This window comes from Paenibacillus sp. HB172176 (assembly GCF_011947265.1).
GTDB lineage: Bacteria > Bacillota > Bacilli > Paenibacillales > Paenibacillaceae > Pristimantibacillus.
In genome coordinates, this window is sequence record NZ_JAATHD010000001.1 from 85,844 (window position 1) to 110,755 (window position 24,912).

A 24,912-nucleotide genomic window follows, 5' to 3' on the forward strand; every position below is an offset into this window, starting at 1 on the left:
ATAGCAGCGCCCAACAGCTCATGGAACTGTTGGGCGCTGTTGCATTATAATACGAAGGAATGGATTTCCAGATCGGAGGCAGATCATGTTGTTGCCCTATTTAAAACCATTATCCGGCAAAGTTGTCACTCGTTATCGATGGATCGCTGCAGCAGCCTTGCTCGCAATTATTCCGGTCGTGATCCTGTCTCTGGCTATGTATGCTGCAGCGCACAATAGTCTGCTTAACGAGATCGAAATGGCCAATCGTCTGTTGATGAAGCAAGTGCAAGAACGAACGGATCAGATTCTGGTTACCGTGGATCGATCAGTGTCGCAGCATGTTACGAATGATCAATTATCTATCTTGCTGCATGAAGGCAGCCTGGAAGATAATGAACGGGAGCTTGCTCATGTAATGGCAACCTTGGCGGCAATGGAAATCCTGATCGAGCATGTGGATGCCGTTTATTTGTATATGGTTGATGCAGATAAGCTGGTGACGGTTGACGGCGTTGTCGATCATCCTGAGGCAGAGCTGGGCGCGAGCTTCTATTCTGCGCTCTTGCATAATCGTGAGCTCGCCTTCTGGTATGATCATATCCAAAAAAACAATAGCGGGATCGCCAATGCGGATGGTTGGCAAATGATTGACGGTTTATGGTATGCTCGCAAGCTCCCATCCGGTTTGTCGGAGCCGCTTGGCTATTATGTCGTCCGATTGCAGAAGGAAGCCTTGTATGAAGTGTTTCAGAATACAGTATTGGATGAACCTGTTGGGATGTTTAGAGGAGGCTTGCTCGCCGTAAGTCCCGATGGGAATATATACGCCGACAGCCCCCTCAGAGAATTTATCGAAATCGAAGGCATACCGGGCGAGGTTGCTGACTGGATGAATAATAAAGTGATTCCCTCAAAGGTGCCGCTGTCCGTGCGAATGAAAATCGCGGGAGATACGATGCTGCTTCATGCCTGGCCGTCGACAGATTCGGGGTGGATCTACATATCTGTTATTCCTTATGAGCAATTGATTGCGAGTATAAAGCATGTGCGGCGGATTGCTGTAGGAGCAAGCTTGATTGTCGCGTTTGCGGCGTTGCTGACATCCCTGCTATTCTCCAATCGGATTTATGGACGCATTCGCACTGTAATTGAGCGATTGCAGATGGAGAACGAAGTATTGGGGGAGGAAGTAAGAGAGAGCGCGCCGGAGAGACAAATGTACTTTGTGAACAAATGGCTCAGGCAGTCGCTCGATCAGGAAGAATTCGATCGCATGAAACAGTTGGGTTTCCCTATGAGCGGTTATGTCTATACGGCCTTCTGTATAGAAAAAAATTATGTAGGACAAGGAGAGCGAGGCACTCCTGCATGGGGGCGTACAGCGCTTGAAATCCTGCAAAGAGAGAGCTTGGGCAGCATGCCGGCCTCTGTACAGGGTGTGTTCTTCTCTCGCATAGGCGAGGACTTGATCGGCGGAGTCGTTGTACAATCCCATGAGCAGTCGGAGCTGCTTCGCTCCCATCTGCAATTGCTCGGCGAGCAGCTTCTTCAATGGTTGGACGGAAGGCTGGCGTTGCATTCGACCCTCATTATGGGATTTGGCAGCCAGGATAAATCGGCGGCAAAGCTTTATCAATCTTTCGAGCAGGCGCAGCATTGCCTGAAGCAGATTCTGCTTAGGCCCGACATGCGTATATTTGTCTATGATTCAGGAAGCATGGAAACTCAGCCGCCGACCTATCCATTCGAGCATGAGCGAATGATCATTATGCATCTGCGATTGGGGGAGCAAGAGCTTGCTGCTGCAGAATTGCATAGGTTCGCCGAAAGCTTGCTTATGCATCGGGTCTTGATCGAATCGCAAGTGCGTACTTCTTTCTTGCTGTTGCTGACCTCCATCATGCGGTTGGTTCCGGAGGATCATCGTCTTGCAACCGATATTTTGCAGCCGCTCGAATGGTATGAGAAGCTTCAGTCGTTTCGCCTGTTGCCCGAATTGCTGAATTGGCTGCATACCGATGTGTTTGTTAAGCTGATTGAACAGAATCGGAGGACGAACAGGCAGGAGGAGGAACAAAAAGGCCGTCCCTCCGATGGGATTACGGAAAAAATTCTCGATTATGTTCGTCATCATTATGATGAGGATATTTCCCTTACAGTGCTCTCAGACCTGTTCGGCTTGCCGGAAGCGCAGATTAGTCAGTTATTCCGCAAGCAGGCCGGCATTACATTCACGGAATATGTGACCTCGATACGAATAAGCAGAGCGAAGGAGCTGCTGCTCGCTACGGATATGAAGGTAGCGGATATTGCGTGTCGGATGAGATACAATAACGCCCAGAATTTCATCCGGGTGTTCAAACGCGTGACGGGCGTTACGCCGGGAGAATTCCGTAAGCGCGAATCCCAATAACCTATTTGTTATTATCATTAAGCTGTGCTATAATTACTTTATTAGAATTTTGACCTTAGTTCACATATCACAGAGGGTTATCATTTTGATTACTTCTTTGTGCATCATGTGAATTTTTTGTTTATTCCTAATGAAAAAAGAATAGTGGAGGTTTTTTTACATGCAAACAGGTACAGTGAAATGGTTTAACGCGGAAAAAGGTTTTGGTTTTATCGAAGTTGAAGGCGGCGAAGACGTATTCGTGCATTTCAGCGCAATCGTAGGCGACGGTTTCAAATCGCTTGATGAAGGCCAACAAGTTGAATTTAACATCGTTCAAGGCAACCGCGGTCAGCAAGCTGAGAATGTTGTAAAACTGTAATTCAAGAAACAATCCCCAAACTTTTGGTTTGGGGATTGTTTCTCCACGTTCCTATGTAAAAGCCACAACTGCACGCGGTTGTGGCTTTTTTTTTGCATGTACGTCGATTTTGGCAGGGGGTTCCTATGAGCTTGGATGAGCATCGACCGATTCGCGAAGCTCCCTGATATCGAGCATTGGCGGACGTCCGTACATGCGGGCGTATTCCCGGCTGAATTGGGACGGACTTTCATAGCCGACGCGGAACGCCGCTTCGGAAGCGGGCAAGGTTTCCTTCAGCATGAGCAGACGAGCCTCCTGCAGCCGCACCGTCTTCTGATATTGCAGCGGACTCATCGCCGTCACCCGTTTGAAATGCTTGTGAAAAGCAGAGGCGCTCAGATTAACGTCATTCGCCAGTTGTTCAATTACGAGCGGCTGATTGTATTGCTTATTAATATGCCGAATCGCCTGCGCGATGCTGTGCGCATGGCTGCCGACAATCGCGAACGGATGCAGAAGAGCCCCTTGGTCGCCTTCAAGCACGCGGTATAGGATTTCGCGGATGACCAGCGGCGCTAGAACGGGAATATCCTCGGGCGTACTTAACAATCGCATGAGCCGCAGAATGGCATCAAGCAGAGCGGGAGATGTTCGGTTCACGGTTATGCCGCGTCCGGCTTTCGAGCTGACGGCGACGGGGCGATTGGATTCTTTCACTATCTCAAGAATGGCGTCGTTATCGAAGCTGAGCTTCAGACTTAAGAAGGGAACTTCGGGCGAAGCCTGTATAATTCTACTGTTAATCGGCAATTCGACGGAAATGATCAAGAATGACGATGGATCGTAGCGGTAGCTTTCTCCTGCCAGCGTGGCCATCTTGGCTCCTTGCGCAACGACGCAGATGGAAGGCTTGTACACGGATTCGAGCGGTTCGGACAATTCCTCCGCGTGCATCAAGCTTAGGGAAGGAACGGCTGTTTGATGCGTTCCGCTCCTCGGTGCATGACGAAGGATCATTTGGGCTAATTGCTGCAAGGCATGCTCTTTGCTTTGTTTCTCATTCACGGATGAAGGCTCCTTTCCGGCAAGGTGATGATTTATCATCCATCATAACGATGAGAAGAGAATTAGGCAAGAATCGAACAGGTATGATCTAACGGCTTCATGCCCATATTTCATATAATGGATTCACAAGGCCGAGCATGGCGGTAGAGCTGCAGTATCGGTCGATAGACATTAAATGGAGGGATTGGATATGAGCTTGAAAGGCAAAGTGGCTATTGTTACGGGAGCGTCGCGGGGAATCGGGAGACAGATCGCGATTCAATTGGCGGAAGCCGGGGCGAAGGTTGTTGTTAACTATGCGTCGAGCCGGGAGAAAGCGGACGAGGTTGTGAAGACGATTGGGCAAGCCGGCGGCGAAGCCGCCGCCATTCGCGCCGATGTGGCCAAGACTAGCGAGGTTGAAGCGTTGTTCGCAGAAACGCTGAAGCGATTCGAACGCGTCGACATTCTGATTAACAATGCCGGCATGATGGAATGCCAGGCGATCGAGAATGTTACGGAGGAGATGTTCGACCGTCATTTCGCCATTAATGTGAAAGGAACCTATTTCGCCTGTCAGCAGGCGATGAAGCATATGGAGCGGGGAGGGACGATCATTAATTTCTCGACCTCGGTGTCGGGCGCAATGCTTCCAACCTACAGCGTATACGCCGCTACGAAAGGCGCTGTCGAGCAGCTGACCCGGCAGCTTGCCAAGGAATTCAGCAAGAAGGATATCATTATCAATTGCCTGGCTCCGGGACAAGTGGCTACCGATCTGTTCTTGAGCGGCAAATCCGAGGAATTGGTCGAATCGTTCAAACGTATGAACGCGTTCGGCCGGCTGGGCGAGCCGGAGGATATCGCGAATGCGATCGAACTGCTTGTCAGCGGCAAAGCGCGCTGGATAACGGGCCAGACGATTCGCGCGAACGGCGGTTTCAATTAATTGGCAGTTGAACAAGCCCTAAGCTTCGTTCGGCCAATGATTAGGCACCCGCAAGGGTGTCTTCTTGTTTTTTGCAAATAGAAATCGGTTGCTATTGTTTCGTGGCTATTGATATAATCGAGTAAATGAGTCGGAGTGGGAGAGATCGCAATGAGTAATATTCGTTTGTTGCAGGCGGGAGAAGTGGAGGAGGCTATTCGACTTGCGGATAGTGTCTTTCGTGATGATGAACAGGTTTCAATGAGAGAAGCGTTCCCGTCTGTGTTTTCAAAAAGTCTTAAACAATCATACGGCGCTTTCGAAGAGGGGAAGCTTGTGTCCTTCATGGGGTTTGTCCCTTCAATTGTTCAGATTGAAAGCGCTCGCCTGCATATTTATTCTATCGGCGCAGTATGTACGCATCCTGATGCCAGGGGCAAAGGATACGCAAGCCAGCTCATGACCGCGGTGCTGTCGCACGCGAATGAAGCGGGCGCAGCGCTTATTCTCGTATCGGGCAATCGGTCGCTGTACACTCGTTCTGCCTGCTACCCTTTCGGCAGTGTGAAGAGGTATTCCCTGGATGAGAATCATAGGGAACTCCCTCTTAACGATCAACAAATTACGGTGAGAGAATGGCGTCCTGCCGACTTGTTCAAACTAACGGAGCTCGCTCGAATACGGACCGCTTATTATGAGCAAAGTGTCACTGATTTGGCAGGACTTATTCATGCTTCGGCCTATGCAAGCAATTTGAAAATGGAGCATACTGTGTTAGTGGCTGAGAAGCTGGGGGAGTGTGCGGCTTTTGCAGTCATTGCCGTTCCGGGGGATAAGTCGGCGCATCGTACACCGTTTGTAGTGGAGCGGGCAGGCGATGCGACGGCGACAGCAACGCTTCTTGCCCAAGCATTGAAATTCAATACTCAATCGAAGCTGGATATAGCCATTAATTGGTACGAATCCGAATTGAATGAGGCCTTCCAGTTCATCCCTAACAAGCCGGAACAAAATTCGGGCACGATACATGTTGTTAATGTTAACCATCTGAATGCGCAATTGCGTCCTTATTTGGAGGCAAGAAGCAGGAATATCAGCGGGGTTGACGAATCCTCTATACCTCAAATTATGCAGATGGAAAACTCGGAAGGCATGTACAAAATGTTATTTCCGAACCAGCCGGCCGTTTTCTTGGATGGTGCGGGCCTTGTTGCTTGCTTATTTGATCCTCCTGCCAACAATAACGACTATTCCCCGTACTTTCCGGTTCCTTTTCCCTATACGGTTGGATTAAATTACATTTAACAATAAGTTTCTGCAAGGAGTGATAAAGTAAATGAAGCCAGTGACTATTCATGATATAGCTCGAATTGCGAATGTTTCATCAGCTACTGTCTCAAGGGTGCTGAGCAATAGTGACTATCCGGTAAGCAAGAAAATGAAAGAGAAAGTTCAGAGAATCGCTAAGGAATTGGACTATATACCGAATTTGTTAGGCAAGCAGCTGAAAGAAAACAAAAGCATGACAATCGGGGTCATTATCCCCACTATTGTTAACCCGTTCTATTCCTCTGTTATATTCGGCATTGAAGAGATTGCGAGGCAGAACGACTTCACGGTTATTGCCTGCAATTCGCTTCACGATCCGACGCTGGAGGAAGAATATATCCGAACCATCGTGGAGAAGCAAGTCAAAGGACTGATCATTTCCTCCATTTCCACAGACAAGACCCTGTTGAAAAATTTAATGAAAACAGGATTAAGTGTAATTGCGATTGATCAGAAAATCGAAGGGGAAGGTATTTCCCAGATTGAATTCGACTACCATAGAGGCGGTTTAATAGCGACTAAGCATTTACAGTCCAACGGTCATCGTCGCATTGGTTACGTAACGTCCAAACTCGACAGGCCTAGTCGCCGAAGTATCTATCAAGGCTACCTGGATGCGATGAAATCAGCTGATCTTGAACCGTTGGTTGAAGAGTCGAATTCGAAGGATGTATACAATGCTGTGTCTGAATTCGATACAGGAAAAAAACTGACTCAGAAGATGTTATCCGCAACTAATCCGCCAACGGCTATTTTTGCCTGCAATGATATGATGGCATTTGGTGTTATTAATGAGCTGTGGCAACAGGGCATCCGTGTACCCGAGGATGTATCCGTTATGGGATTCGATGGAATAGATTTCGGTCAAATGATAAATCCCCAACTGACAACGATCAAACAACCTGATTACGAAATGGGGAAAATGGCATGCAAGATGCTGCTGGATTTAATGCAGGGAGAAGATAAACCGATGTTTGATGTGATGCTTCAGCCCAAATTAATTGAACGCGGGTCAGTTGTTGGAGTTCCTATTGTTACCCAAGCTTAACCTTTTTAAGGTTAAGTTATAAAGTACTCGATTTCTATATAAACAAGTGAATTTCACTGGTTTTACGATAGAAAAAGACGATTTCTGCTGATTTATTAATGTTTTACAAGAAATAAACTGTTACTTGTCAATATAAAGACCTCCATGTTATACTTCATTACAGAAATCGATTTCTATCTTAGTGAGCATGTGTATGTGAGAAAGTGGAAATTATTTTAGAGTGGGCATTCTAACTTTATAAAAAAGGGAGTTGTTAAAGTGAAGAAGAAGTTTAGTTTACTTGCGATGTTGCTGGCTGTTGTTCTGGTATTTACGGGGTGTTCGTCGAATAACGGTAATTCGAACGGGACAGAAGGTCAAGCGAATAATGGTTCAGAAACAAAGGATGATTCGAACAAAGTAGTTAATCTTAAGATTGGCTTGCCCGGCAGCTATGAGGTAACAAGCAAAGAAATTATCGATGGCTTTATCGCATCGCATCCAAATATTAAAGTGGAAATTCAAGAAGCGCCATGGGGGGATTTTACTTCTAAGATTGCAACACAGATCGCCGGAAACACAATGCCGGATGTGTGGTTCCAAGAGAATGCGACTATTCTTGGCTATGGGAAACGCGGAGTGGCGGAAGATCTTGCATCCTACATTGAGAGTGACTTAAATGCTGATGATTATATCGATGGCTTGTTCTCGGCCGAAACGCCTGAGGGCCAGGTATGGGGCGTTCCTCATGGCATTAACCCCGTTGCTCTTGCTTATAACAAGGATGCTTTCGATGCAGCCAATGTGCCTTATCCGACGGAAGACTGGACCTTTGCGGATCTGATCGACGCATCGAAGAAGCTCACGATTAAAGAAGGAGAAAATACGAAGCAGTTCGGATTTATCGGCTCCTACGCGATTACAAACGGTTGGTTTCCATGGATCAAGCAAGCGGGGGGTTCAGCGCTGGACAGCACGAAGACAAAGTCGATGTTCGATGATCCTAAGACCATCGAAGGCTTGAAGCAATTGCGTCAAGGCATTGAGGAAGGCTACTTCACGAACAACGATTTCGTAAAGGCAAACGGCGGAGAGCTGGAAGTGTTCGCAGGTGGCAAGGCGGCAATGTACATTATGCAATACAGTTTGCAAGTGAATATGAACTCTAACTTCCCTGACGCGAACTGGGATGTTGTGAAATTGCCTAAAGCAGTAGATGGCAATCGTTATGTACCAATGGTTGCAAACTCATGGCTAATCTCCTCAAGAGCATCCGACGATGCGAAGGGTGCGGCATGGGAATTCCTGAAATATTATCTGAGCGATGAAGCGCAAAATATTGTGGCAGCAAGCGGCTCGACACTTCCAGTCAAAAAAACCGCTTATGATCTTATTGAGAAAAGCGAAACGAAGCCTTTGAACAAAAAGGGTTTCACGGACGGTATCGCGGAAGGCGGCACAACGCTTGATGAGAACGCTTCGTGGGGCGAATGGAGAATTCTTGTACAACAAGAAGTAAATGAAGCCATTGTGAATGGAACGAAGTCGGTTGAAGATGCGGCGAAGGCTATTCATAAGAAGGTTCAGGAAGTGCTCGACGCTGATAAATAAATGTGGGTAACCCTTATACATTGAGAACCCCCTTAAAGCGAATAAGGCTGGAATGAGACAGGGGTTCTCAATAGAAAGGCAGGTCATTATGCACAAACAAGGATATTGGGGATATCTATTTACGCTTCCTTTTGTCATTAATATACTCGTATTTCTGTTATTCCCGATCGCTTTCTCTGCCTATATTTCATTTACAGAATATGACTTGTTTAATGCGCCTAAATGGGTGGGTCTCGACAACTGGACCAGAATGTTCCATAAAGATGAGTTTTGGATATCCATGCGCAACGTATTTGCTTTTGCCGCGATCTTTGTTCCCATTCAGACCGTTGTTGCTTTTCTCATTGCCTTCTTTTTAAATCAGGCCATTCGCGGCAAAGCGTTATTTCGTTTATTTTATTTTTTGCCTGTCGTCACGCCCTGGCTTGCAGGCGGTGTTGTATGGTCCTGGATGTTCAACTACCAATTTGGCGTCATCAACTGGTTTCTGGATGAAATCAATATTGACCCTGTACGGTGGATTGACAGCAGGCATTGGGGCGTCGTCATTACAAGTATTGCCTTAGTCAGTGTATGGAAGGGTCTCGGGCAATCGATGATTATTTTATTGGCGGGTATGCAGAATGTTCCGAAGGAAGTATTGGAATCCGCGCAGATCGATGGGGCATCCGGCTGGAAGCAGTTAACGCATATTGTGTTTCCAATTGTTACGCCGATGGTTTATCTGGTTATGATTTTATCAACGATTTCGGCCTTCCATGCCTTTGATGTATTCCTGGGTTTGTTCGGCGGAATACAGACAGGGATTCCCGAACAGAATATGGTGCCCAACCTGTTGGTTTATCGCGATTCGTTCCTGCTCTTCAAGATGGGCCCTGCATCTGCAACGGCTTGGCTGCTCTTCTTCGTTATCGTAGCCATCACGCTGTTCCAACGATACTTTGAGAAGAAGTGGGTGCATTATGACTAAGAATACGCCATTCTTCATAAAGCTGCTGCTCTATGTTCTGCTCATGGCCGGTGCGGTCATCATGGTGTTTCCTTTCATCTGGATGATCTCTACTTCGTTGAAAACCGTTGGCGCTATTGCTCAGATGCCGCCGAAGCTCATTCCGGATCCTGCAGATTTCAGCAATTATACAACGGTTTGGACGAAGGTCAACTTTGGAAGATATACGTTAAACAGCTTTTTCATTGTTGTCTTTGATATGATCGGCTCTCTGTTATCCTGTGCGTTTGTCGCTTTTGGATTAGCGATGTTCAACTTCAAGCTGCGTGGACCCATCTTCCTTACGATGCTTGCGACACTTATGGTGCCTGGACAAGTAACGATGATTCCAACGTACTTTATCTGGAAGAAATTCCATGGGCTTGATACGTATTATCCTCTAATCATCCCGAGTTTCTTGGCGGGCGCCTTCGGAGTATTCTTGCTGCATCAATATATAAAGGCATTGCCTAAGGAATTGTATGAATCGGCGACGATCGACGGCTGCAGCCCGCCGGGTATTTTCTTCAGAATTTATTTGCCGCTCTGTAAGCCTGCGCTAGCGGCTCTAGGCGTATTTACTTTCATGGGGGCCTGGAACAATACGCTGGGACCATTGATTTATTTGCAAACCAAGGATTTATATACGCTGCCACTTGGTTTGTTATATCTGAAATCAGAAAATGTGAATCAAGCTCTGCTTATGGCAGGTGCGGTCATTACGACTTTACCGGTCGTTATCGTCTATTTGTTCGCGCAGAAGCAATTTGTACAAGGAATCGCTTCTACAGGTCTAAAAGGTTAAGATCGGGAGATGAAAAAACCGTATGAAAAAATATGTGCTCGTAGGAGCTGGTTCTAGAGCTCTATACATGTTTGCCAAACCGATGTCAACAGAATGGAAGGACCATGTTGATTTCCGCGGGGTATATGACAGCAACGCTGTGCGGGCAAAGCTATTGAGCGAGGAATGTGGTCAAGTGCCGGTATTTTCCGATTTTCCCGAGATGCTGGCAGCCGTTAAACCTGATGTGGTTGTCGTAGCAAGCACGGATTACACGCATCATGAGTATATCATTGGCGCTTTAACGGCAGGTTGCGATGTTATTTCGGAGAAGCCGATGACCATCGATGAGGAGAAATGCCGTGCGATTCTTGAAGCTGAACGAATGAGCGGGAAGAAGGTTACCGTAACCTTCAATCTTCGGTTTGCTCCATATTTTGCGAAGGTGAAAGAGCTGTTGATGAATGATGTGATTGGTGATGTCTATCATGTGCAACTGGAATGGTTTCTGGATCGAGACCACGGAGCGGAGTACTTCAGAAGATGGCATTCGGAGCTGAATAACAGCGGGGGATTGCTTGTCCACAAATCTTCTCATCACTTCGATATTGTGAATTGGTGGGTGGATAGTCATCCCAAGCAATTGCAGGCGTTCGGAAGCCGGAGAGTCTATGGGGATCATGGACAGCCGAAGGGTGAGCGCTGTATGACTTGCGATTATAAGGACACCTGTGAGTTTTATAAAGATATTACGAAGGATCCCTTTATGAAGAAGTACTACGTAGAGGCAGAGCAAGAGGATGGATATGTGCGGGACCGATGCTTATTCGATGAACACATTGATATTTACGATACGATGGGCGTCAATCTGGCCTACGAGAATGGCGCGATTCTTAACTACTCCTTGGTCGCTTACAGCCCGTATGAAGGCTGGAAGGCAACGATCAACGGCAGCAAGGGAAGATTGGAGTTAGGCAATATCTACCGCAGTGCGGATATGAGCGAAGCAGAGCAATTTACGATCAAACAATATAAGCTGGACGGTTCAACGGAGCTTATACCTGTATCGGCTTCGATTGGCGGTCATGGCGGAGGAGATGCGAAGCTTCGGAAAGCGATCTTCGAAGGCGGCGTAGCAGATCCGCTTGGTCAGCAGGCGGATAGCGCGGCTGGAGCAGCTTCCTTGCTGATTGGCGCTATAGCGAATCGCTCTATTGCGGAAGGCAAGCTGTTGTCAGTGCCGCACTTATGGTCATAGCGTTCAATAGCTGTGTGTGATCTGGGATAGGGGGATCAAGGATGAACTCGCGGATACAGGAGCTTGAGCAATATATATGTACTTTATATGACACAAGAGATCAACTGAAGAGGCATATCTTCAACCGGGCGGATCAGGCGTTCGCCAAAGGAGATCATGAACGTGATCTCGTGACGAATCTCGATCAGCTTAAAGCGCGCCAGGCCGAGATGAAGCGGGCTTTCCTTACGTCCATTGGCGGGCTGCCGCTATCCGATACGCCGTTGCATGCAAGGAAAACGGGGGGATCCAAGAGACCCGGATACAGTGTGGAGAATATCATCTTCGAATCCAGACCCGGTCATTATGTAACATCCAATTTGTATTTGCCGGAAGGGCGCGATGAACAGTGCGCAGCTGTGCTGTTTGTCTGTGGTCATGAATATGAGGGTAAGTCCAGCCTCTATTATGAACAAGTTTGTCTAAAGCTTGTCCAGTCCGGTCTGATTGTGATGGCAATCGATCCGATTGGGCAGGGCGAGCGTCTTGGCTTTCACGAGTCGGCCGCTATTGCCAATGCTTCTAATGCTACTGAGGTCATCTGGGGAACGCGGGAGCATCAGTTCATCGGCGCACAGTGTTATGCGCTTGGCGATAGCGTGGCGCGCTACTTCATTCACGATGCGATGCGGGCCATCGATTACTTGTGCGAACGAGAGGAGGTGGACCCGAATCGCATTGGCATAACGGGCAATTCCGGTGGCGGCACGCAAACTGCGATGATGATGGTGTGTGACGAGCGAATTGCGGCGGCTGCGCCGGCAACCTTCATTATGAATCGCCAGCAATACATGCACGCAGGCGGTGTTCAGGATGCCGAGCAGGTATGGCCGGGATTAACGGCAGCGGGCTTCGACCATGAGGATCTGCTGCTGTTATTCGCGCCCAAGCCGTTGCTGGTGCTTTCTGTCCAATATGATTTCTTCCCCATCGAGGCGACAAGACGTACCTTGGAGCGCACTAGGCGATTCTGGGAGATGCACGGCAAGCAGAAAAATCTGTTGATGGCGGAGGACAAGTCATTGCACCGCTATACAGATCTGCTCGCGCAAGCCGCCGCTGATTTCTTCCGGGAGTTTCTATTGGGTGAGGCGCCGCTAATCGATCAGGAGCCGTTGCAGCCGATCCCCGCGGACGAACTGCTATGTACGCCAACGGGACAGGTGTTGCGTGATTTGCCTGATGCCAGAACCATTCGCGATGACAATGCGAAGCGATGCGGGGAGTTGGAGCGGGCGCGCGATTCGGCGCCAGTGGAGCAGAGGCAGGAGCGAATGGCGGAATGGCTGAGGGCAACCGTGTTCAAGCATCGTAATCCTTGTGAGCTGAATGCTCGCCGGGTAAATATGGGTCTGGTGGAAGGGCTTCAGGTAGAATATCTTCTATGGTGGTCGCAGTCCGATATGATGAATAGCGGTTATCTCATTCGGAGCGCGGATGCTACGGCGGCGGGCATGAAGCAATCGATCATGATCGGAGTGTGGCTCGGAGGAACAACTCGCTTGGCCGAGCATTGGACCTGGATACGGGAGACATGCCGCGAGGGCCGTTCTGTGCTTGTATTCAACAGCTCAGGCAGCGGGCCGCATGAGCCGTATCCCATCTACAATAAACCTGTGCACCGCTTCTTTGGCGTCATTCACAAGCTGACAGATGAATTGTTGTGGCTGGGGGACAGTCTGGCAGCCATGCGGACCTATGACATTACTCGTTGCCTGGACGTTATCTCACAATTAGATGAAGGATATAGCGGGGAAATTGATTTTTATACAGCAGGCAATCAGGGATTGTATGTGCGGCTTGCCGCTGTGCTGGATCAACGGGTTGGACGTATCGATTCCGAGCAATCTCTGGGCAGTTACTCGCAATGGGCAAGCTCCTCTTCCTATCATGAGGAGGATGTTATGAGTATTGTAATGCCGGAATTATTGAAGTATATGGATCCTTCCTGTGAGAAAGGATGGTTTGAAATCGGATGAAAAAACCATTGACAATCACGTTAATTGGCGCGGGCTTGCGGGGTGTAAGGTACAGTGAATATACGCTTCAGCGGCCGGAGGAAATGAAGATCGTAGCTGTTGCCGAACCGAATGAGGTGCGGAGGAAACGGTATCAGGAGAAATATCATTTGGCGGATGAGCAATGTTTTGCAAGCTGGGATGAGCTGTTTGCGCAGCCGCGTCAATCGGATGCCGTGTTTATTTGCACACGCGACCGTGACCATTATGATCCGACGATGAAGGCGCTGGGGGCGGGTTATCATGTGTTGCTCGAAAAACCGATGTCGCCGGAGTGGCAGGAATGTGTGGACATGGTGAAGCAAGCCGAGAAGTATAACCGGATGTTAACGATTTGCCATGTGCTGCGGTATTCCCCCTTCTTCCAGGAAATTAAACGCTTGCTGGATGCAGGCCGAATCGGTCAGTTGATGTCCATTCAGCATAATGAGAACGTAGGTTATTGGCATCAGGCGCATAGTTATGTTCGGGGTTATTTCAACAAAGCGGAATCATCGAGCCCGATGATCCTGGCCAAGTCCTGTCATGACCTGGATATTATTTCATGGTTAGCTGGAAGCGAGTGTTTAAGTGTGGCCTCCTATGGTCATCTCTCTTATTTTCGCCCGGAATTCGCTCCTCCCGGCGCGCCAAAACGTTGTATCGACGGCTGCCCGGTGGAGGATACCTGTGTTTATTATGCGCCGAATACGTATTTGATTGAAAATGGCGGTTGGAAGGCTGAGGCAGCAAGCAATGATCCCAGCTATGAAGCGCGTCTGCAGGCGATGAAGGAAGGACCGTTCGGAAGATGTGTTTATCATTCTGACAATGATGTGGTCGATCATCAGGTTGTCAGCATGGAATATGGTAATGAAGTAACGGCAGTGTTCACCATGAGCGCATTCACAGAGAAAACGAATCGAACCCTCAAGCTGATGGGAACGGAAGGCGAGATCCGGGCAACGATGGAAACCAATGAAATTGAAATACGCCGATTTGGCAGCGGTACGCATGAAACGATCAAACTGACAGATCCGGAAGGGCATATCGGTCACGGCGGCGGGGATAGCAGGCTGGTTTACGATTTTGTGAAGAGCGTACAATCTCCAGGAGAACACAGCAGCTCGACTTCAGCGAAAGCATCGTTGCAAAGCCATCTAATGGCGTTTGCCTCAGAACGCTCAAGACTGGACAACCGTATGGTCAGGCTGGAAGAATTTTATTCACATTAAACTTTATTCTCATTAAACTTTCGTCATAGCGGATTACAACAAGGAGGAATTACGTAATATGCAAATTCATATTTTGGAAACAGCTGATTTGATAGGGCTGGAGGCGGCGCAGGCTTGTGAACAAATCATTCGGGATACGATCGCAGATAAAGGGTCCGCAAGAATTGTGCTGTCCACAGGCGCTTCACAGTTTGAGTTTCTCCAGCACTTTATTACCATGAATATTGAATGGGACAAAGTGGAAATGTTCCATTTGGATGAATATATCGGTTTGCCCGAAGCCCACCCCGCCAGCTTTCGCAAATATTTGAAGGAACGATTCCTGCAGCATGTGAATGTTCGACAAGCCTATCTTGTGGATGGAGAAGGAGATCCGAACGAAGTATTGAAGCAGCTTAATGAGGAAATCTCGAAGGCTCCCGTTGATTTGGCTCTGATTGGTATTGGAGAGAACACCCATATTGCCTTTAATGATCCTCCGGCTGATTTTGACGAGGAGCAGCCTTACAAAATTGCCAATCTGAGCGATACTTGCAAGGCGCAACAGGTTGGTGAAGGCTGGTTTTCCAGCAATGACGATGTTCCGAAACAGGCGATTACGATGACGGTCAGACAGATTCTTAAAAGTCGTCATATTGTCTCCGTTGTCCCTAATCAAACAAAAGCGAATGCCATTGGGAATACGATTAAACGAGAAGTGGATAATCATTATCCCGCTACCATATTAAAGACTCACGCAAACTGGAAGCTGTTCCTGGATAAAAAATCGTCTTCGCAATTTTATGTGTGGAGTTAATTGTTTCGGAGAATTCTAAGCTCTGATAAGCTGCAAAACTTATAAATTCTTAGAATTTGAAATAAGATGGGGAGCCTCGTTGGAGGCTCCTTATTCCCTTACTCCTTCACAGCCCCCAGCATAATGCCGGACACGAAGTATTTCTGCAGGAACGGATATACGATTAACATGGGCACCATGGCGATGAACACCTTGGCGGCATTGAGCGTTCGATTGGACAGCTCCGACAGCTTCTTGTATTGCTCCGGAGTCAGGTTGGTGCCGACAGGGATGTTCACGACGAGCTGCTGAATATAGGTCTGGAGCGGATAGTGGTCGGAGGTGTTCATCAGCACCAGCCCGTTGAAGAACTCGTTCCAGTGATACACGCTCAGGAACAGCGCCACCGCGGCAAGCACGGGGAAGGAACACGGGATATACACACGGAACAGGATGGACCATGGGCCGGCGCCGTCGACGACGGCCGCTTCGTTCAGCTCCTTCGGCAGATTGCGGAAGAAGTTCATGATGAGGATGACGTCGAATACGGGCACGCCTCCGCCCAGCACCAGCGCCCAGATTGAATCAATTAAGTGATAGTTTTGAATCGTAAGATACCACGGAATCAACCCCCCGTTGAACAGCATGCAGAACACCAGAATCCACATGAATACATTGCGCGCTTTGAAATCTCGCTTAGGTCTTGCCAGCGGGTAAGCCATTAGCACGGTCATCAGCAAGGCAAATCCCGTGCCGAGCACGGTGCGCTGGATGGAGATCCAGAACGCGTTGAAGAACAGGCTGTCGCTGATGATTTCCTTGTACGGCGTCAAGGAGAAGCCGATGGGGTAGATCGTCACCAAGCCCGCATTGGCGGCGGATTTCTCGGATATCGATACACAGAAGGTGTACCAAAGCGGATAGATGCAGCTAACAAGCAGAAGGCCGAGAATGATAATATTGGTAATTTCAAATGTCCGCGAGCCTAATGTTGTGTTTCTGACCACAGCGGCGACCTCCTTTTAGAATACGGTGTAATCGGCATAGCGGTAAGCCAGACGGTAGGATATGAATATCAGGACAAAGCTGATGACGGACTTGAATAAGCCGGCCGCCGTCGCGAGCGAGAATTGCAGATTCTGCAGGCCAAGACGGTACACCCATGTGTCCAAAATATCTCCGGTCGAATACACAAGCGGATTGTACAGGTTATACACTTGATCGAATCCGGCGTTCAACACGCTGCCGAGGCTCAAGACGCCGAGCAGAACTACGGTGGTCGACAGCGCGGGCAAAGTGACATGCCGGATCATCTGCCAGCGATTGGCTCCGTCAATGGCGGCCGCCTCGTACAGATTGAGATTAATGCCGGCTAAAGCCGCGAGATAAATAATTGCGTTAAAGCCGAACTCCTTCCATACATCCGTGCCGATAATGAGCTGTCGGAAGATTCCCGCATCCGCCATAAAGAGCTTCGGATCGAAGCCGAACATGCCAAGAACCGTATTCACGACGCCATAATAGCCGAAGATTCCGATAACGATTGTCGACATGATGACCCAAGACAGGAAATGCGGCAGATAAACGACGGTTTGTACCAGCTTCTTGTAGCGCAAGCTGCGAAGCTCGTTCAGCAGAATGGCGAAGATGAGCGGAATAAGCAGGTTGAGCACGATTTTGCCTATCGCGATGATGAAGGTGTTCGCAATGACCGTCTTGCTGTCGTTGAGCTGAAACATATACTTGAAGTTTTCGAGCCCGACCCACTCGGACTTGAACAATCCGGCTCCCGGATTGTAGTTCTGAAACGCCATGATAATGCCTGCCATAGGCACGATGCTGAACATGACAAGCCAGACCATGCCGGGCAGCAGCATGAGATAGTAGTGCTTCTGATGGCCCAGTTTTCGCATGATGGTAAGCCTCCGTTCCCTAATCGGATAGCTCGAGGCGGGCTGGACGCTTCATTCCTGCGATTGCCCGCCCGCCGCAAGCTTCTGCGCGGCTAATTCTTCAAGAGCTCGGCGACCTCGGCCGTAATCTCGTCTCCTCCTTGAGACTTCCAATCCTTCACGAATTTATCGAAGGAGTCGATGGAGGCTTGGCCCAGGATGATCTTCATCACGGTCTCATCCTCCATCTTCTTCAGGTTGGCCCACTTCGTTTCCATCGTCGGGGTCTGGTTATAGGTGACGCTGAACACCTTCTTGTCGATCGGAACCGTCGTGAACGGGCGATCGCCGATCATGATGGAGTAGAGGCGCTGGAAGTCGCCGAAGTTCTCCGTGCTGAAGTTGCCGACATTCAAATCATCATACGGAGGCTGGATGACGTTTTTGACCTTCTTCGCATCCGCATACATCAGCTTATACAAGCTATTGGGCTTGTTGTAATCCTCCGGATTCGTCTCGCCCTTCAGCACTTTCAGAAGCTCCCCGTATTCATATTCGGTTTCATTGGCAGCAGCCATAACATTGCGAAGCGGGTACCAGCCAATGGCAACCGACAAATCAAAGGTTGCTTCGTCGCGAACAAGGGCGTTATTCATGATCATGATGGCTTTCACGACATCCGGCTTGGCGTTTTTGCTAATAATCGTGTAGGTGCTGCCCGTCGTCTTCATATGCACGTTCCACTTGTTGTCGTCGGAATAGACCGGATACGCCTGCCAGTTGGCAGTGGGATCATTCTTGAAGGAGTCCCCGTTGCCATAGCCGCCGTTCCACCATGGACCGAAGAAAATCCCCGTCTGATTGGCATTGATCGGATCCCCAACGTTGTCGCGAGTACCCACCTCGGGATCGATAAGTCCTTTCTTGTACCAGTCGGCAAGCAGGGCCAACGTTTCTTTTGTCTTCTCCGTCGTCGTGCCATAGGTGACCGATCCGTCTCCGTTGTCCAGCCAGTAGCCCGGATAGGCGTCCATAGCGCCGAAGATCGGGTCAAAGCCTCCCATATTATTGGAGGAGAGAAGGAAGGTGGAGTAAGGATACGTATTCTTGGAGGGACCGGCAATGCCAATAGTCTTGTCCCCGCCAAGCTTGTTGTCAATGAACGCCTTCGCCGTCTTCTCGATATCCGATAGCGTCTTCGGCACGGGCAGATTCAGCTTGTCGAGCCAATCCTTGCGGATCCACAAGACGTGAACGCCGTCGGTATCCACCGTAATGTTGGGAAGCGCGACCATCTTGCCCTTGTAGCTGGCGTTCTCCATGGCGCGGCCATCGGTGCTGGCCATAATGTCCTTCACTTGCGAGGACTGATACTGCTGGAAGATATCGGTGATGTCATACAGCAGTCCCGAGCTGGCTGCTTTGGTCATGAAGGAGCGGTCGTCGACAACCATGCCGTCGGGCAGCTTGCCCGATGCGATTGTCAAGCTCACCTTCTGCTTGAAGTCGTTGCCGGTGGCGGCGGTCCAATCCACAATGACGTTGATATTGTACTTTTCCTTGAGGTAGCGCGTGTATTGGTTGTTGCTTACGCTGTCGCCTTCCGGCAGCGTCTTGTCTGTCGGATCGACCACCATGCCGATGTGCACGTCAACGGGATTCGGAAACTTGGAGAAGGCGAGGTCGTCTCCCGACAGCCCCGGGGTTGCAGAGCTTGAATTTGGAGTTGAAGACGCTTTCACATTATTCGATGAATCATTGGAAGAACTACATGCTGTCAAGGTAAGACCAAGTAATACGACAGAAAGCAGCATTGCGATATTCCGTTTCATCCAATCCCCTCCTGGTAAGAAATATTCGAAGCAGCTCTTGATTTGTAAGCGCTTGCTTCGTTTCCTGCCTTCTCATTGTACAATGGAAGCGGAGAAAAAGAGGCGGAGAGATGTGCCGCGTTTTGCATCGGATATTGGCTAACAGGGGGGATATGTTCGATAAGCTGCAATCATTCATCCCCCTTGTGGAATTGAGCCCGAAATTCGGACGGCAACAGATGCGTCTGTTCATAGAAGAGATGGGAGAAATACTTCGAGTCGTTGTAGCCCACGGCGTTAGCAACCCAGGAGATCGACTGATTGGTCTCGCAAAGCAGCCGCTCCGCGGCCCGTATGCGCTCTTGCCGCACATATTCGTTGAACGTCGAGCCCGTAAGCTTCTTGAAGCATTGGCTGAAATAGCTTCGGCTCATGTGCACATGCTCCGCGGCGTTCTCGGCATGCAGCGTATTCGCGGCTTGCTCTCGAATGAATAGGACAGCCTTCAGGATGGAGGTTGTCGTATTGGAGAAATCGGAGGATGCCGCGACCCTCGCGTATACCTGTTTCTTATAATCGCGCAGCCATGCCACCGCGGACTCGGCGTCATAGGCGCCGGACAGGAGCTCGCCCTCCCATGCGATAACGCTCTCCATCTGTGACAATACGCGCATGAACAGCCCTTCCAGACGTCGAAAAGAAACCTTGGCTTCGATCGTTCGTTTGCATAAGCGCTGGAAGACCGACTCATTATAAAGCCAGTAGTTCGAGCGCCACTCCCGTTCAAGCTTGCCCCACGCCTCCTCTTCCTGTGAGCTGATGCCCGGCTTCGTGGAAGGGGAGGAAGGGGTTAATGCAGGAGAACCCGCTGAAGCATGCGGCTGCCCTCCTGTTATTTGCTGCTGAATACGTGTCAATATTTGCTCGTCGTCCTCGGATTCGAGCCGTACCTTGGAGATGTAATCCAACACGCCCATGCGGTACGCCGTTTGCACATTCTCGAACTCCTCGTGAAAGGATAAAATAACGGAATGCAATCCCGGAAATCTTTGCCTTGCGACTTGAAGCAGCTCCATGCCCGACATGACGGGCATGGAGAGATCAACGAACATCAGATCAACCTCATGTCTCTCCATGAATTCTAGCGCCTTGGCGCCGTTCGCCGCTTCGCCTACAACAACCATATCGTGATTGGACCAGGGCATAATCGAGATCAAGCCTTTGCGGGCAAGCTTATCGTCGTCGACAATCAATACGCGTATCAAATCGCAGTCTCCTTTCTATGCTGGCGGATAGGCAAGGTTAACGTCACAGTCGTACCTTGATTCGGAGTGCTTTCTATATTCATACCGGCTTTGTAGCCATAAAAGGATTCAAGCATGGACCTGACATAACGAAGTCCGATGCCCCAGCCCGTCTGCTGTTGATCCGGCGTATCGCGCTGCAGCATGGCAAGCGTCTCATGACTCAGACCTTTGCCGTCATCGCTAATCATGATACGTACCATCTGCGTCGTTTCTTCGAGCGAAATGGATATTTCGAGCTTGCCGTTATCGTCAAGGCCATGGCAGACGGCGTTCTCTACGATGGGCTGCAGGATGAATCTTGCGACGGGATAATCGAGATAGGGCCCGTCCGCAATATCCAGGCTCACCGTGAAATCATGCCGCATCTGCTGCAGCTCCAGATAGGTTCGCATGACCGCTATTTCTGATCGGAAGGTCGACGTCTCCTCTGATTTCCCCAAGTTGTAGCTAAGCAGAAAAATCATCGAGGAGACGAACTTCTCGATATCCGGCTGCTTATGCATAGCCGCCAGCCATCGTACCGAATTGAGCGTATTCATCAGAAAATGCGGGTTGATCTGGTAAGCCAGCTTCTCGATTTCAAGCTGATGACGTCGCTTCTCCTTCTTCTCCACATCGATAATCAGCTGTTGGATTTGCCTCTTCATCACATTAAATTGATCGAATATCCGATCGAATTCATCGATTCCCGTATGATAGTGACTGGAGCTCATGTTTCCCTTGCCGAATGTGCGCATTTCCTTCTCGATCAAGCGGAATGGTCGGTTAATGAGCCTCCGCAGCAACAGCGTGAACAGGAACATCATCAGGAGGGCGACGGCGAGTATCCAATACATATGATTCTTCCAGGTGTAGAGCTCGTGATTGTAGTAGGAGACGGGAAGAAGCAGCGAGATGCCGTAGCCGTAATCGCCCGTCATCCGGTTCCAGATGTATCCTTCCATCTCGCCGGATTGTCCGCTCATAACGAGATGCTGGCCGTCAGCAATAGCATCCCGATTGCTGCTATAGGTGATGAAGCCCTTTGTGTCGGTGAAAGCAAGCGTATAGGGCATCATCACATTGTCTGAGGGTGTATTCATTGTGATGGCGCTGTCCGACTTGGCTTCCACATAAACGATCAGCTGTGTTCCGTCCGAGAATTCAACCTCCCGCGTCACCGATATCACCAGATCATCGCTGAAGCGGCATAAGGATCGGTGCGGCGATTGATAGCTCAGTTCTCCGGTGTCGGCAACGCTCGGCAAGTCATGCAGCTCGAAGTCGCCGCGCAGCGGCAAATTCGAATAGGGCGTCTCCCCGCTTGCGGGATCGTAATACATGACCAGCTCCATTGCCGGATTCGAGAACGTAATCAGCCCGATATTGTAGGCGATATCGCGCGAGAGAATACGCTGACTGTACGTATCCTTGGTTAAAATATACGCATCCATGAGATTGCCCACCGTGCCTTCCGGCGTCATCTGCTGCGTAACTTGAAGCAGATTGGTGTACATCTGGTTTAATTTTGACGTTTGCTGATCGAGGTCAAACGCCATAGAGGTTTTGATCTTATCGCGTTGCATCGTGTAAATCGCATTGTAGGAGACAGACGCCATCAAGACAGCGCTTCCAACAAAGCCGATGGTCAAATATACCATGATTCGTTTGCGAAGAGAGGAGAAAACAAAAGGATTGCGCAACATGGACATGAAGCTCCTCTTCCTTTCTGCGGATTGTGCGAATTTCAACCAGCGCATGCCGTACATCTTCACCACCTCACATAGAAGTCTGTATCCCTATTCGCTGTTCAGTAGATTTATCCTCCTCTTTATTTTTCACATGGCTTCTCGTTTTTTTCGTATACTATGATTATAATCGATCCAATTCTTTTATTGGTCTTATATTAATTGTGATTTAATGGAATTAAGGGGGAGTGGCGGTTGTCCGCGTTGAAAGGTACAGAACGAAATCGAGAAAGCACTATCGGGTTATTGTCAGCCATTTCGATTGGCATAGGAGGAATGGTTGGGGGAGGCATATTTGCGGTTTTGGGATTATCTGTGCAATATGCCAAAGGCGGAACGCCGTTAGCCTTTTTGTTTGGCGGCATTATTGCCTTGATAACGTCCTATTCCTATGCAAAGTTGTCGGTTCGCTATCCATCGGAGGGCGGGACTGTCGAATTTCTCAATCAGGCATTCGGGAAAGGATTGTTTAGCGGGGCGCTGAATATCTTGTTATGGCTTAGCTATATCGTCATGCTATCGTTGTATGCGAGCGCCTTTAGCAGCTACGGAGCTGTATTTCTTCCCGAAGATGGGACGAATATGTGGAAGCATATACTGGTTACCGCGGTGGTGCTGCTTTTTACCGTTCTCAACATCAGCAGCTCCAAGCTTGTAGGGAAGTCGGAGGAATGGATCGTCCTTTTTAAAGTTATTATTCTATTCGTATTCATCGGAGCGGGATTTTGGACGATTGATTGGCACAGTATGGAGCCTGCGGAGTGGTCGAATCCCTTCCGCATGATAGCGGGGGCGATGATTATCTTCCTTGCCTACGAAGGCTTCGAGCTGATTGCCAATACTGCCGGGGATGTGAAGAATGCGGCTCGCAATTTGCCCCGCGCCTATTATGCTGCGGTCGGATTCGTGATTTTGCTCTACATAGCTATTTCAATGGTTACCGTAGGAAATCTTTCATTCGCGGCTATAGCGGAAGCTGAGGATTACGCGCTGGCAATGGCGGCGAAGCCGTTTCTGGGCGCGTTCGGCTTCACGTTAATCGCGATCGCAGCCGTATTATCTACGGCCTCGGCTATTAACGCGACATTGTACGGGGCGGCAAGAGTAAGCTATGTGATCGCGAAAGACGGGGAATTGCCGGCTTTTCTCGAACGGAACGTGTGGAGGCGTCCCATACAAGGACTTCTCATTACGACCGGTCTAACGATCGTGTTCGCTAATAGCTTTGATCTATCCAGTATATCCACAATGGGCAGCGCCGGATTTCTCATTCTATTCGCCGCCGTGAATGGCGCAAACCTCAAGCTTCGACTTCAAACGAAAAGTCAATATTGGATTCCGCTGACGGGAATCTTGCTCTGCTGCATCGCATTAGTCGTTCTTCTGCTGCATGCATGGCTGGAGGCGCCGGAGCAATTGTGGATTGTAGCGGTCATGGTCGGGTTGTCGTTCTTGATCGAGTGGATGTTTCGAAAGCAGCGGCAACCATGAATTTCGGTTTGGCCATCTATGCTATAATAGTGTCTAATGTTGTGAAGAGAGGGGATGAGAAGATGGATTGGACGAATCATATCGTTCCGATCGTGGAGAAGATTGCGCTTGCGATTGTCGTTCTCCTTGTCGGTTGGAGCGTTATCAAATGGACATCGAGCTGGGTAGGCGCGAAGATTGAAAGATCCAAAATGGATGATAATCTTAAACCGTTTCTTACGACCATGATCAGCGCATGCCTCAAGGTGCTGCTGGTATTGTCGGTTATTCGAATTGTGGGTATCGACACGACGTCGTTTGTTGCCGTCATCGCGGCTGCGGGCTTTGCGATCGGACTAGCCTTTCAAGGCTCGTTGTCAAACTTCGCGGGAGGGGTGCTGCTTCTAACCTTGCGTCCGTTCAAGAACGGCGATTATATCGAAGCGGCCGGATACAGCGGCACGGTCAAGGCGATTCAGATTCTGTACACGGAGTTGAATACGCCGGATAACAAGGTGATCTTCATACCGAACGGAAGCTTGTCCAATGAGGGAATTACGAATTATTCGGTAAGGGACACTAGACGCGTCGATTTCAAGTTCGGCATTGGCTATGAGCAGGATTTCCGAAGAGCGATTCGCCTGCTGGATGAGATCGTTCGCCAGCATGAGCTGGTCCTGCAGGATCCGGAGCCGTTCGTGCGGATGTCGGAGCAGGCGGACAGCGCGATTATCATTACGGTTCGGGCGTGGACGCAATCGGCGGACTATTGGACGGTCTATCACGACATCATGGAGATCGTGAAGGAGCGTTTCGACGAGGAGAATATCTCGATTCCGTTCCCGCAAATGGATCTTCATGTGCATCAAAGCTCGCAGAAGCAGTCCTCGTAGTGGGACAACACATTTGCATGCGAAAAACGGAAGACAGACTCGGCATGCCTTGTGTCAGG

20 protein-coding genes are annotated in these 24,912 nt (G+C 49.3%); 14 read left to right on the forward strand and 6 right to left on the reverse strand.

Features of this window, described 5'->3' with window-relative positions; genetic code table 11:
• The first annotated feature begins 85 nt into the window (after nucleotides 1-85).
• Together HFP08_RS00390 and HFP08_RS00395 are read left to right on the forward strand one after the other, a co-directional pair.
• Nucleotides 86-2,395 carry a helix-turn-helix transcriptional regulator gene (locus HFP08_RS00390; protein ID WP_168118539.1) on the forward strand — a complete coding sequence of 770 codons (2,310 nt, stop codon included), beginning with the start codon at nucleotides 86-88 and terminating at the stop codon, nucleotides 2,393-2,395.
• Nucleotides 2,396-2,555: 160 nt separating this feature from the next.
• Nucleotides 2,556-2,756: a cold-shock protein gene (locus HFP08_RS00395; protein ID WP_168118540.1), complete on the forward strand. Its 201-nt coding sequence runs from the start codon at nucleotides 2,556-2,558 to the stop codon at nucleotides 2,754-2,756.
• Between the two features lie 123 nt (nucleotides 2,757-2,879).
• Here HFP08_RS00395 and HFP08_RS00400 read toward each other — a convergent pair whose 3' ends face one another.
• Nucleotides 2,880-3,803 (reverse strand): AraC family transcriptional regulator, encoded by a 924-nt coding sequence (locus HFP08_RS00400; RefSeq protein WP_240940974.1) that lies wholly within the window; start codon nucleotides 3,801-3,803, stop codon nucleotides 2,880-2,882.
• 190 nt (nucleotides 3,804-3,993) lie between these two features.
• Here HFP08_RS00400 and HFP08_RS00405 point away from each other — a divergent pair, with 190 nt between their 5' ends.
• The 10 genes from HFP08_RS00405 (at nucleotide 3,994) to HFP08_RS00450 (ending at nucleotide 15,774) form a co-directional block, all read left to right on the forward strand.
• On the forward strand, nucleotides 3,994-4,731 hold the full coding sequence (locus tag HFP08_RS00405; RefSeq protein ID WP_168118542.1) for an SDR family oxidoreductase: 738 nt from the start codon (nucleotides 3,994-3,996) through the stop codon (nucleotides 4,729-4,731).
• 150 nt (nucleotides 4,732-4,881) lie between these two features.
• Nucleotides 4,882-6,015, forward strand: coding sequence for a GNAT family N-acetyltransferase (locus HFP08_RS00410; RefSeq protein ID WP_168118543.1), 1,134 nt, complete (start codon nucleotides 4,882-4,884; stop codon nucleotides 6,013-6,015).
• A gap of 31 nt (nucleotides 6,016-6,046) precedes the next feature.
• Nucleotides 6,047-7,087, forward strand: a complete 1,041-nt coding sequence (locus tag HFP08_RS00415; protein ID WP_168118544.1) for a LacI family DNA-binding transcriptional regulator — start codon at nucleotides 6,047-6,049, stop codon at nucleotides 7,085-7,087.
• 258 nt (nucleotides 7,088-7,345) lie between these two features.
• Nucleotides 7,346-8,677 (forward strand): ABC transporter substrate-binding protein, encoded by a 1,332-nt coding sequence (locus tag HFP08_RS00420; protein WP_168118545.1) that lies wholly within the window; start codon nucleotides 7,346-7,348, stop codon nucleotides 8,675-8,677.
• Nucleotides 8,678-8,765: 88 nt separating this feature from the next.
• Nucleotides 8,766-9,647 carry a carbohydrate ABC transporter permease gene (locus HFP08_RS00425; protein WP_168118546.1) on the forward strand — a complete coding sequence of 294 codons (882 nt, stop codon included), beginning with the start codon at nucleotides 8,766-8,768 and terminating at the stop codon, nucleotides 9,645-9,647.
• Nucleotides 9,640-10,470, forward strand: coding sequence for a carbohydrate ABC transporter permease (locus HFP08_RS00430; protein WP_168118547.1), 831 nt, complete (start codon nucleotides 9,640-9,642; stop codon nucleotides 10,468-10,470). Before HFP08_RS00425 ends, HFP08_RS00430 begins: the two co-directional genes overlap by 8 nt.
• Before the next feature lie 22 nt (nucleotides 10,471-10,492).
• Nucleotides 10,493-11,707: a Gfo/Idh/MocA family protein gene (locus tag HFP08_RS00435; RefSeq protein WP_168118548.1), complete on the forward strand. Its 1,215-nt coding sequence runs from the start codon at nucleotides 10,493-10,495 to the stop codon at nucleotides 11,705-11,707.
• Between the two features lie 41 nt (nucleotides 11,708-11,748).
• The gene (locus tag HFP08_RS00440) at nucleotides 11,749-13,725 is read left to right on the forward strand and encodes an alpha/beta hydrolase family protein (RefSeq protein ID WP_168118549.1); all 1,977 of its coding nucleotides are present in this window, start codon (nucleotides 11,749-11,751) and stop codon (nucleotides 13,723-13,725) included.
• Nucleotides 13,722-14,978 (forward strand): Gfo/Idh/MocA family protein, encoded by a 1,257-nt coding sequence (locus HFP08_RS00445; protein WP_168118550.1) that lies wholly within the window; start codon nucleotides 13,722-13,724, stop codon nucleotides 14,976-14,978. The genes HFP08_RS00440 and HFP08_RS00445 overlap by 4 nt, the downstream gene beginning before the upstream one ends.
• A 58-nt stretch (nucleotides 14,979-15,036) precedes the next feature.
• Complete coding sequence (locus HFP08_RS00450) at nucleotides 15,037-15,774, forward strand: glucosamine-6-phosphate deaminase (RefSeq protein WP_168118551.1); 738 nt, start codon at nucleotides 15,037-15,039, stop codon at nucleotides 15,772-15,774.
• A gap of 98 nt (nucleotides 15,775-15,872) precedes the next feature.
• On the opposite strand, the gene HFP08_RS00455 is transcribed toward HFP08_RS00450, so the two are convergent.
• From HFP08_RS00455 to HFP08_RS00475, 5 genes are all read right to left on the reverse strand, one after another.
• Complete coding sequence (locus HFP08_RS00455) at nucleotides 15,873-16,760, reverse strand: carbohydrate ABC transporter permease (protein WP_168118552.1); 888 nt, start codon at nucleotides 16,758-16,760, stop codon at nucleotides 15,873-15,875.
• Between the two features lie 15 nt (nucleotides 16,761-16,775).
• Nucleotides 16,776-17,666: an ABC transporter permease gene (locus tag HFP08_RS00460; protein ID WP_168118553.1), complete on the reverse strand. Its 891-nt coding sequence runs from the start codon at nucleotides 17,664-17,666 to the stop codon at nucleotides 16,776-16,778.
• A 92-nt stretch (nucleotides 17,667-17,758) separates the two neighbouring features.
• Nucleotides 17,759-19,477, reverse strand: coding sequence for an extracellular solute-binding protein (locus tag HFP08_RS00465; RefSeq protein WP_168118554.1), 1,719 nt, complete (start codon nucleotides 19,475-19,477; stop codon nucleotides 17,759-17,761).
• 170 nt (nucleotides 19,478-19,647) lie between these two features.
• A complete protein-coding gene (locus HFP08_RS00470; RefSeq protein WP_168118555.1) occupies nucleotides 19,648-20,721 on the reverse strand; it encodes a response regulator transcription factor in 1,074 nt (357 codons plus the stop codon).
• Complete coding sequence (locus tag HFP08_RS00475) at nucleotides 20,718-22,454, reverse strand: sensor histidine kinase (RefSeq protein WP_168118556.1); 1,737 nt, start codon at nucleotides 22,452-22,454, stop codon at nucleotides 20,718-20,720. The genes HFP08_RS00470 and HFP08_RS00475 overlap by 4 nt, the downstream gene beginning before the upstream one ends.
• Before the next feature lie 282 nt (nucleotides 22,455-22,736).
• Here HFP08_RS00475 and HFP08_RS00480 point away from each other — a divergent pair, with 282 nt between their 5' ends.
• Nucleotides 22,737-23,981: an APC family permease gene (locus tag HFP08_RS00480; protein WP_277345815.1), complete on the forward strand. Its 1,245-nt coding sequence runs from the start codon at nucleotides 22,737-22,739 to the stop codon at nucleotides 23,979-23,981.
• On the forward strand, nucleotides 23,978-24,853 hold the full coding sequence (locus tag HFP08_RS00485) for a mechanosensitive ion channel family protein (RefSeq protein ID WP_240940977.1): 876 nt from the start codon (nucleotides 23,978-23,980) through the stop codon (nucleotides 24,851-24,853). The genes HFP08_RS00480 and HFP08_RS00485 overlap by 4 nt, the downstream gene beginning before the upstream one ends.
• The last annotated feature ends 59 nt before the right edge of the window (nucleotides 24,854-24,912 follow it).

Bases quoted from the DNA above. Each gene is read 5' to 3' on its own strand.
- HFP08_RS00405 (WP_168118542.1), top strand. From the start codon at position 3,994: ATGAGCTTGAAAGGCAAAGTGGCTATTGTTACGGGAGCGTCGCGGGGA.
- HFP08_RS00430 (WP_168118547.1), top strand. From the start codon at position 9,640: ATGACTAAGAATACGCCATTCTTCATAAAGCTGCTGCTCTATGTTCTG.
- HFP08_RS00395 (WP_168118540.1), top strand. From the start codon at position 2,556: ATGCAAACAGGTACAGTGAAATGGTTTAACGCGGAAAAAGGTTTTGGT.
- HFP08_RS00440 (WP_168118549.1), top strand. From the start codon at position 11,749: ATGAACTCGCGGATACAGGAGCTTGAGCAATATATATGTACTTTATAT.
- HFP08_RS00465 (WP_168118554.1), bottom strand. From the start codon at position 19,477: ATGAAACGGAATATCGCAATGCTGCTTTCTGTCGTATTACTTGGTCTT.
- HFP08_RS00445 (WP_168118550.1), top strand. From the start codon at position 13,722: ATGAAAAAACCATTGACAATCACGTTAATTGGCGCGGGCTTGCGGGGT.
- HFP08_RS00475 (WP_168118556.1), bottom strand. From the start codon at position 22,454: ATGTCCATGTTGCGCAATCCTTTTGTTTTCTCCTCTCTTCGCAAACGA.
- HFP08_RS00425 (WP_168118546.1), top strand. From the start codon at position 8,766: ATGCACAAACAAGGATATTGGGGATATCTATTTACGCTTCCTTTTGTC.
- HFP08_RS00485 (WP_240940977.1), top strand. From the start codon at position 23,978: ATGAATTTCGGTTTGGCCATCTATGCTATAATAGTGTCTAATGTTGTG.
- HFP08_RS00460 (WP_168118553.1), bottom strand. From the start codon at position 17,666: ATGCGAAAACTGGGCCATCAGAAGCACTACTATCTCATGCTGCTGCCC.
- HFP08_RS00435 (WP_168118548.1), top strand. From the start codon at position 10,493: ATGAAAAAATATGTGCTCGTAGGAGCTGGTTCTAGAGCTCTATACATG.
- HFP08_RS00450 (WP_168118551.1), top strand. From the start codon at position 15,037: ATGCAAATTCATATTTTGGAAACAGCTGATTTGATAGGGCTGGAGGCG.
- HFP08_RS00390 (WP_168118539.1), top strand. From the start codon at position 86: ATGTTGTTGCCCTATTTAAAACCATTATCCGGCAAAGTTGTCACTCGT.
- HFP08_RS00410 (WP_168118543.1), top strand. From the start codon at position 4,882: ATGAGTAATATTCGTTTGTTGCAGGCGGGAGAAGTGGAGGAGGCTATT.
- HFP08_RS00415 (WP_168118544.1), top strand. From the start codon at position 6,047: ATGAAGCCAGTGACTATTCATGATATAGCTCGAATTGCGAATGTTTCA.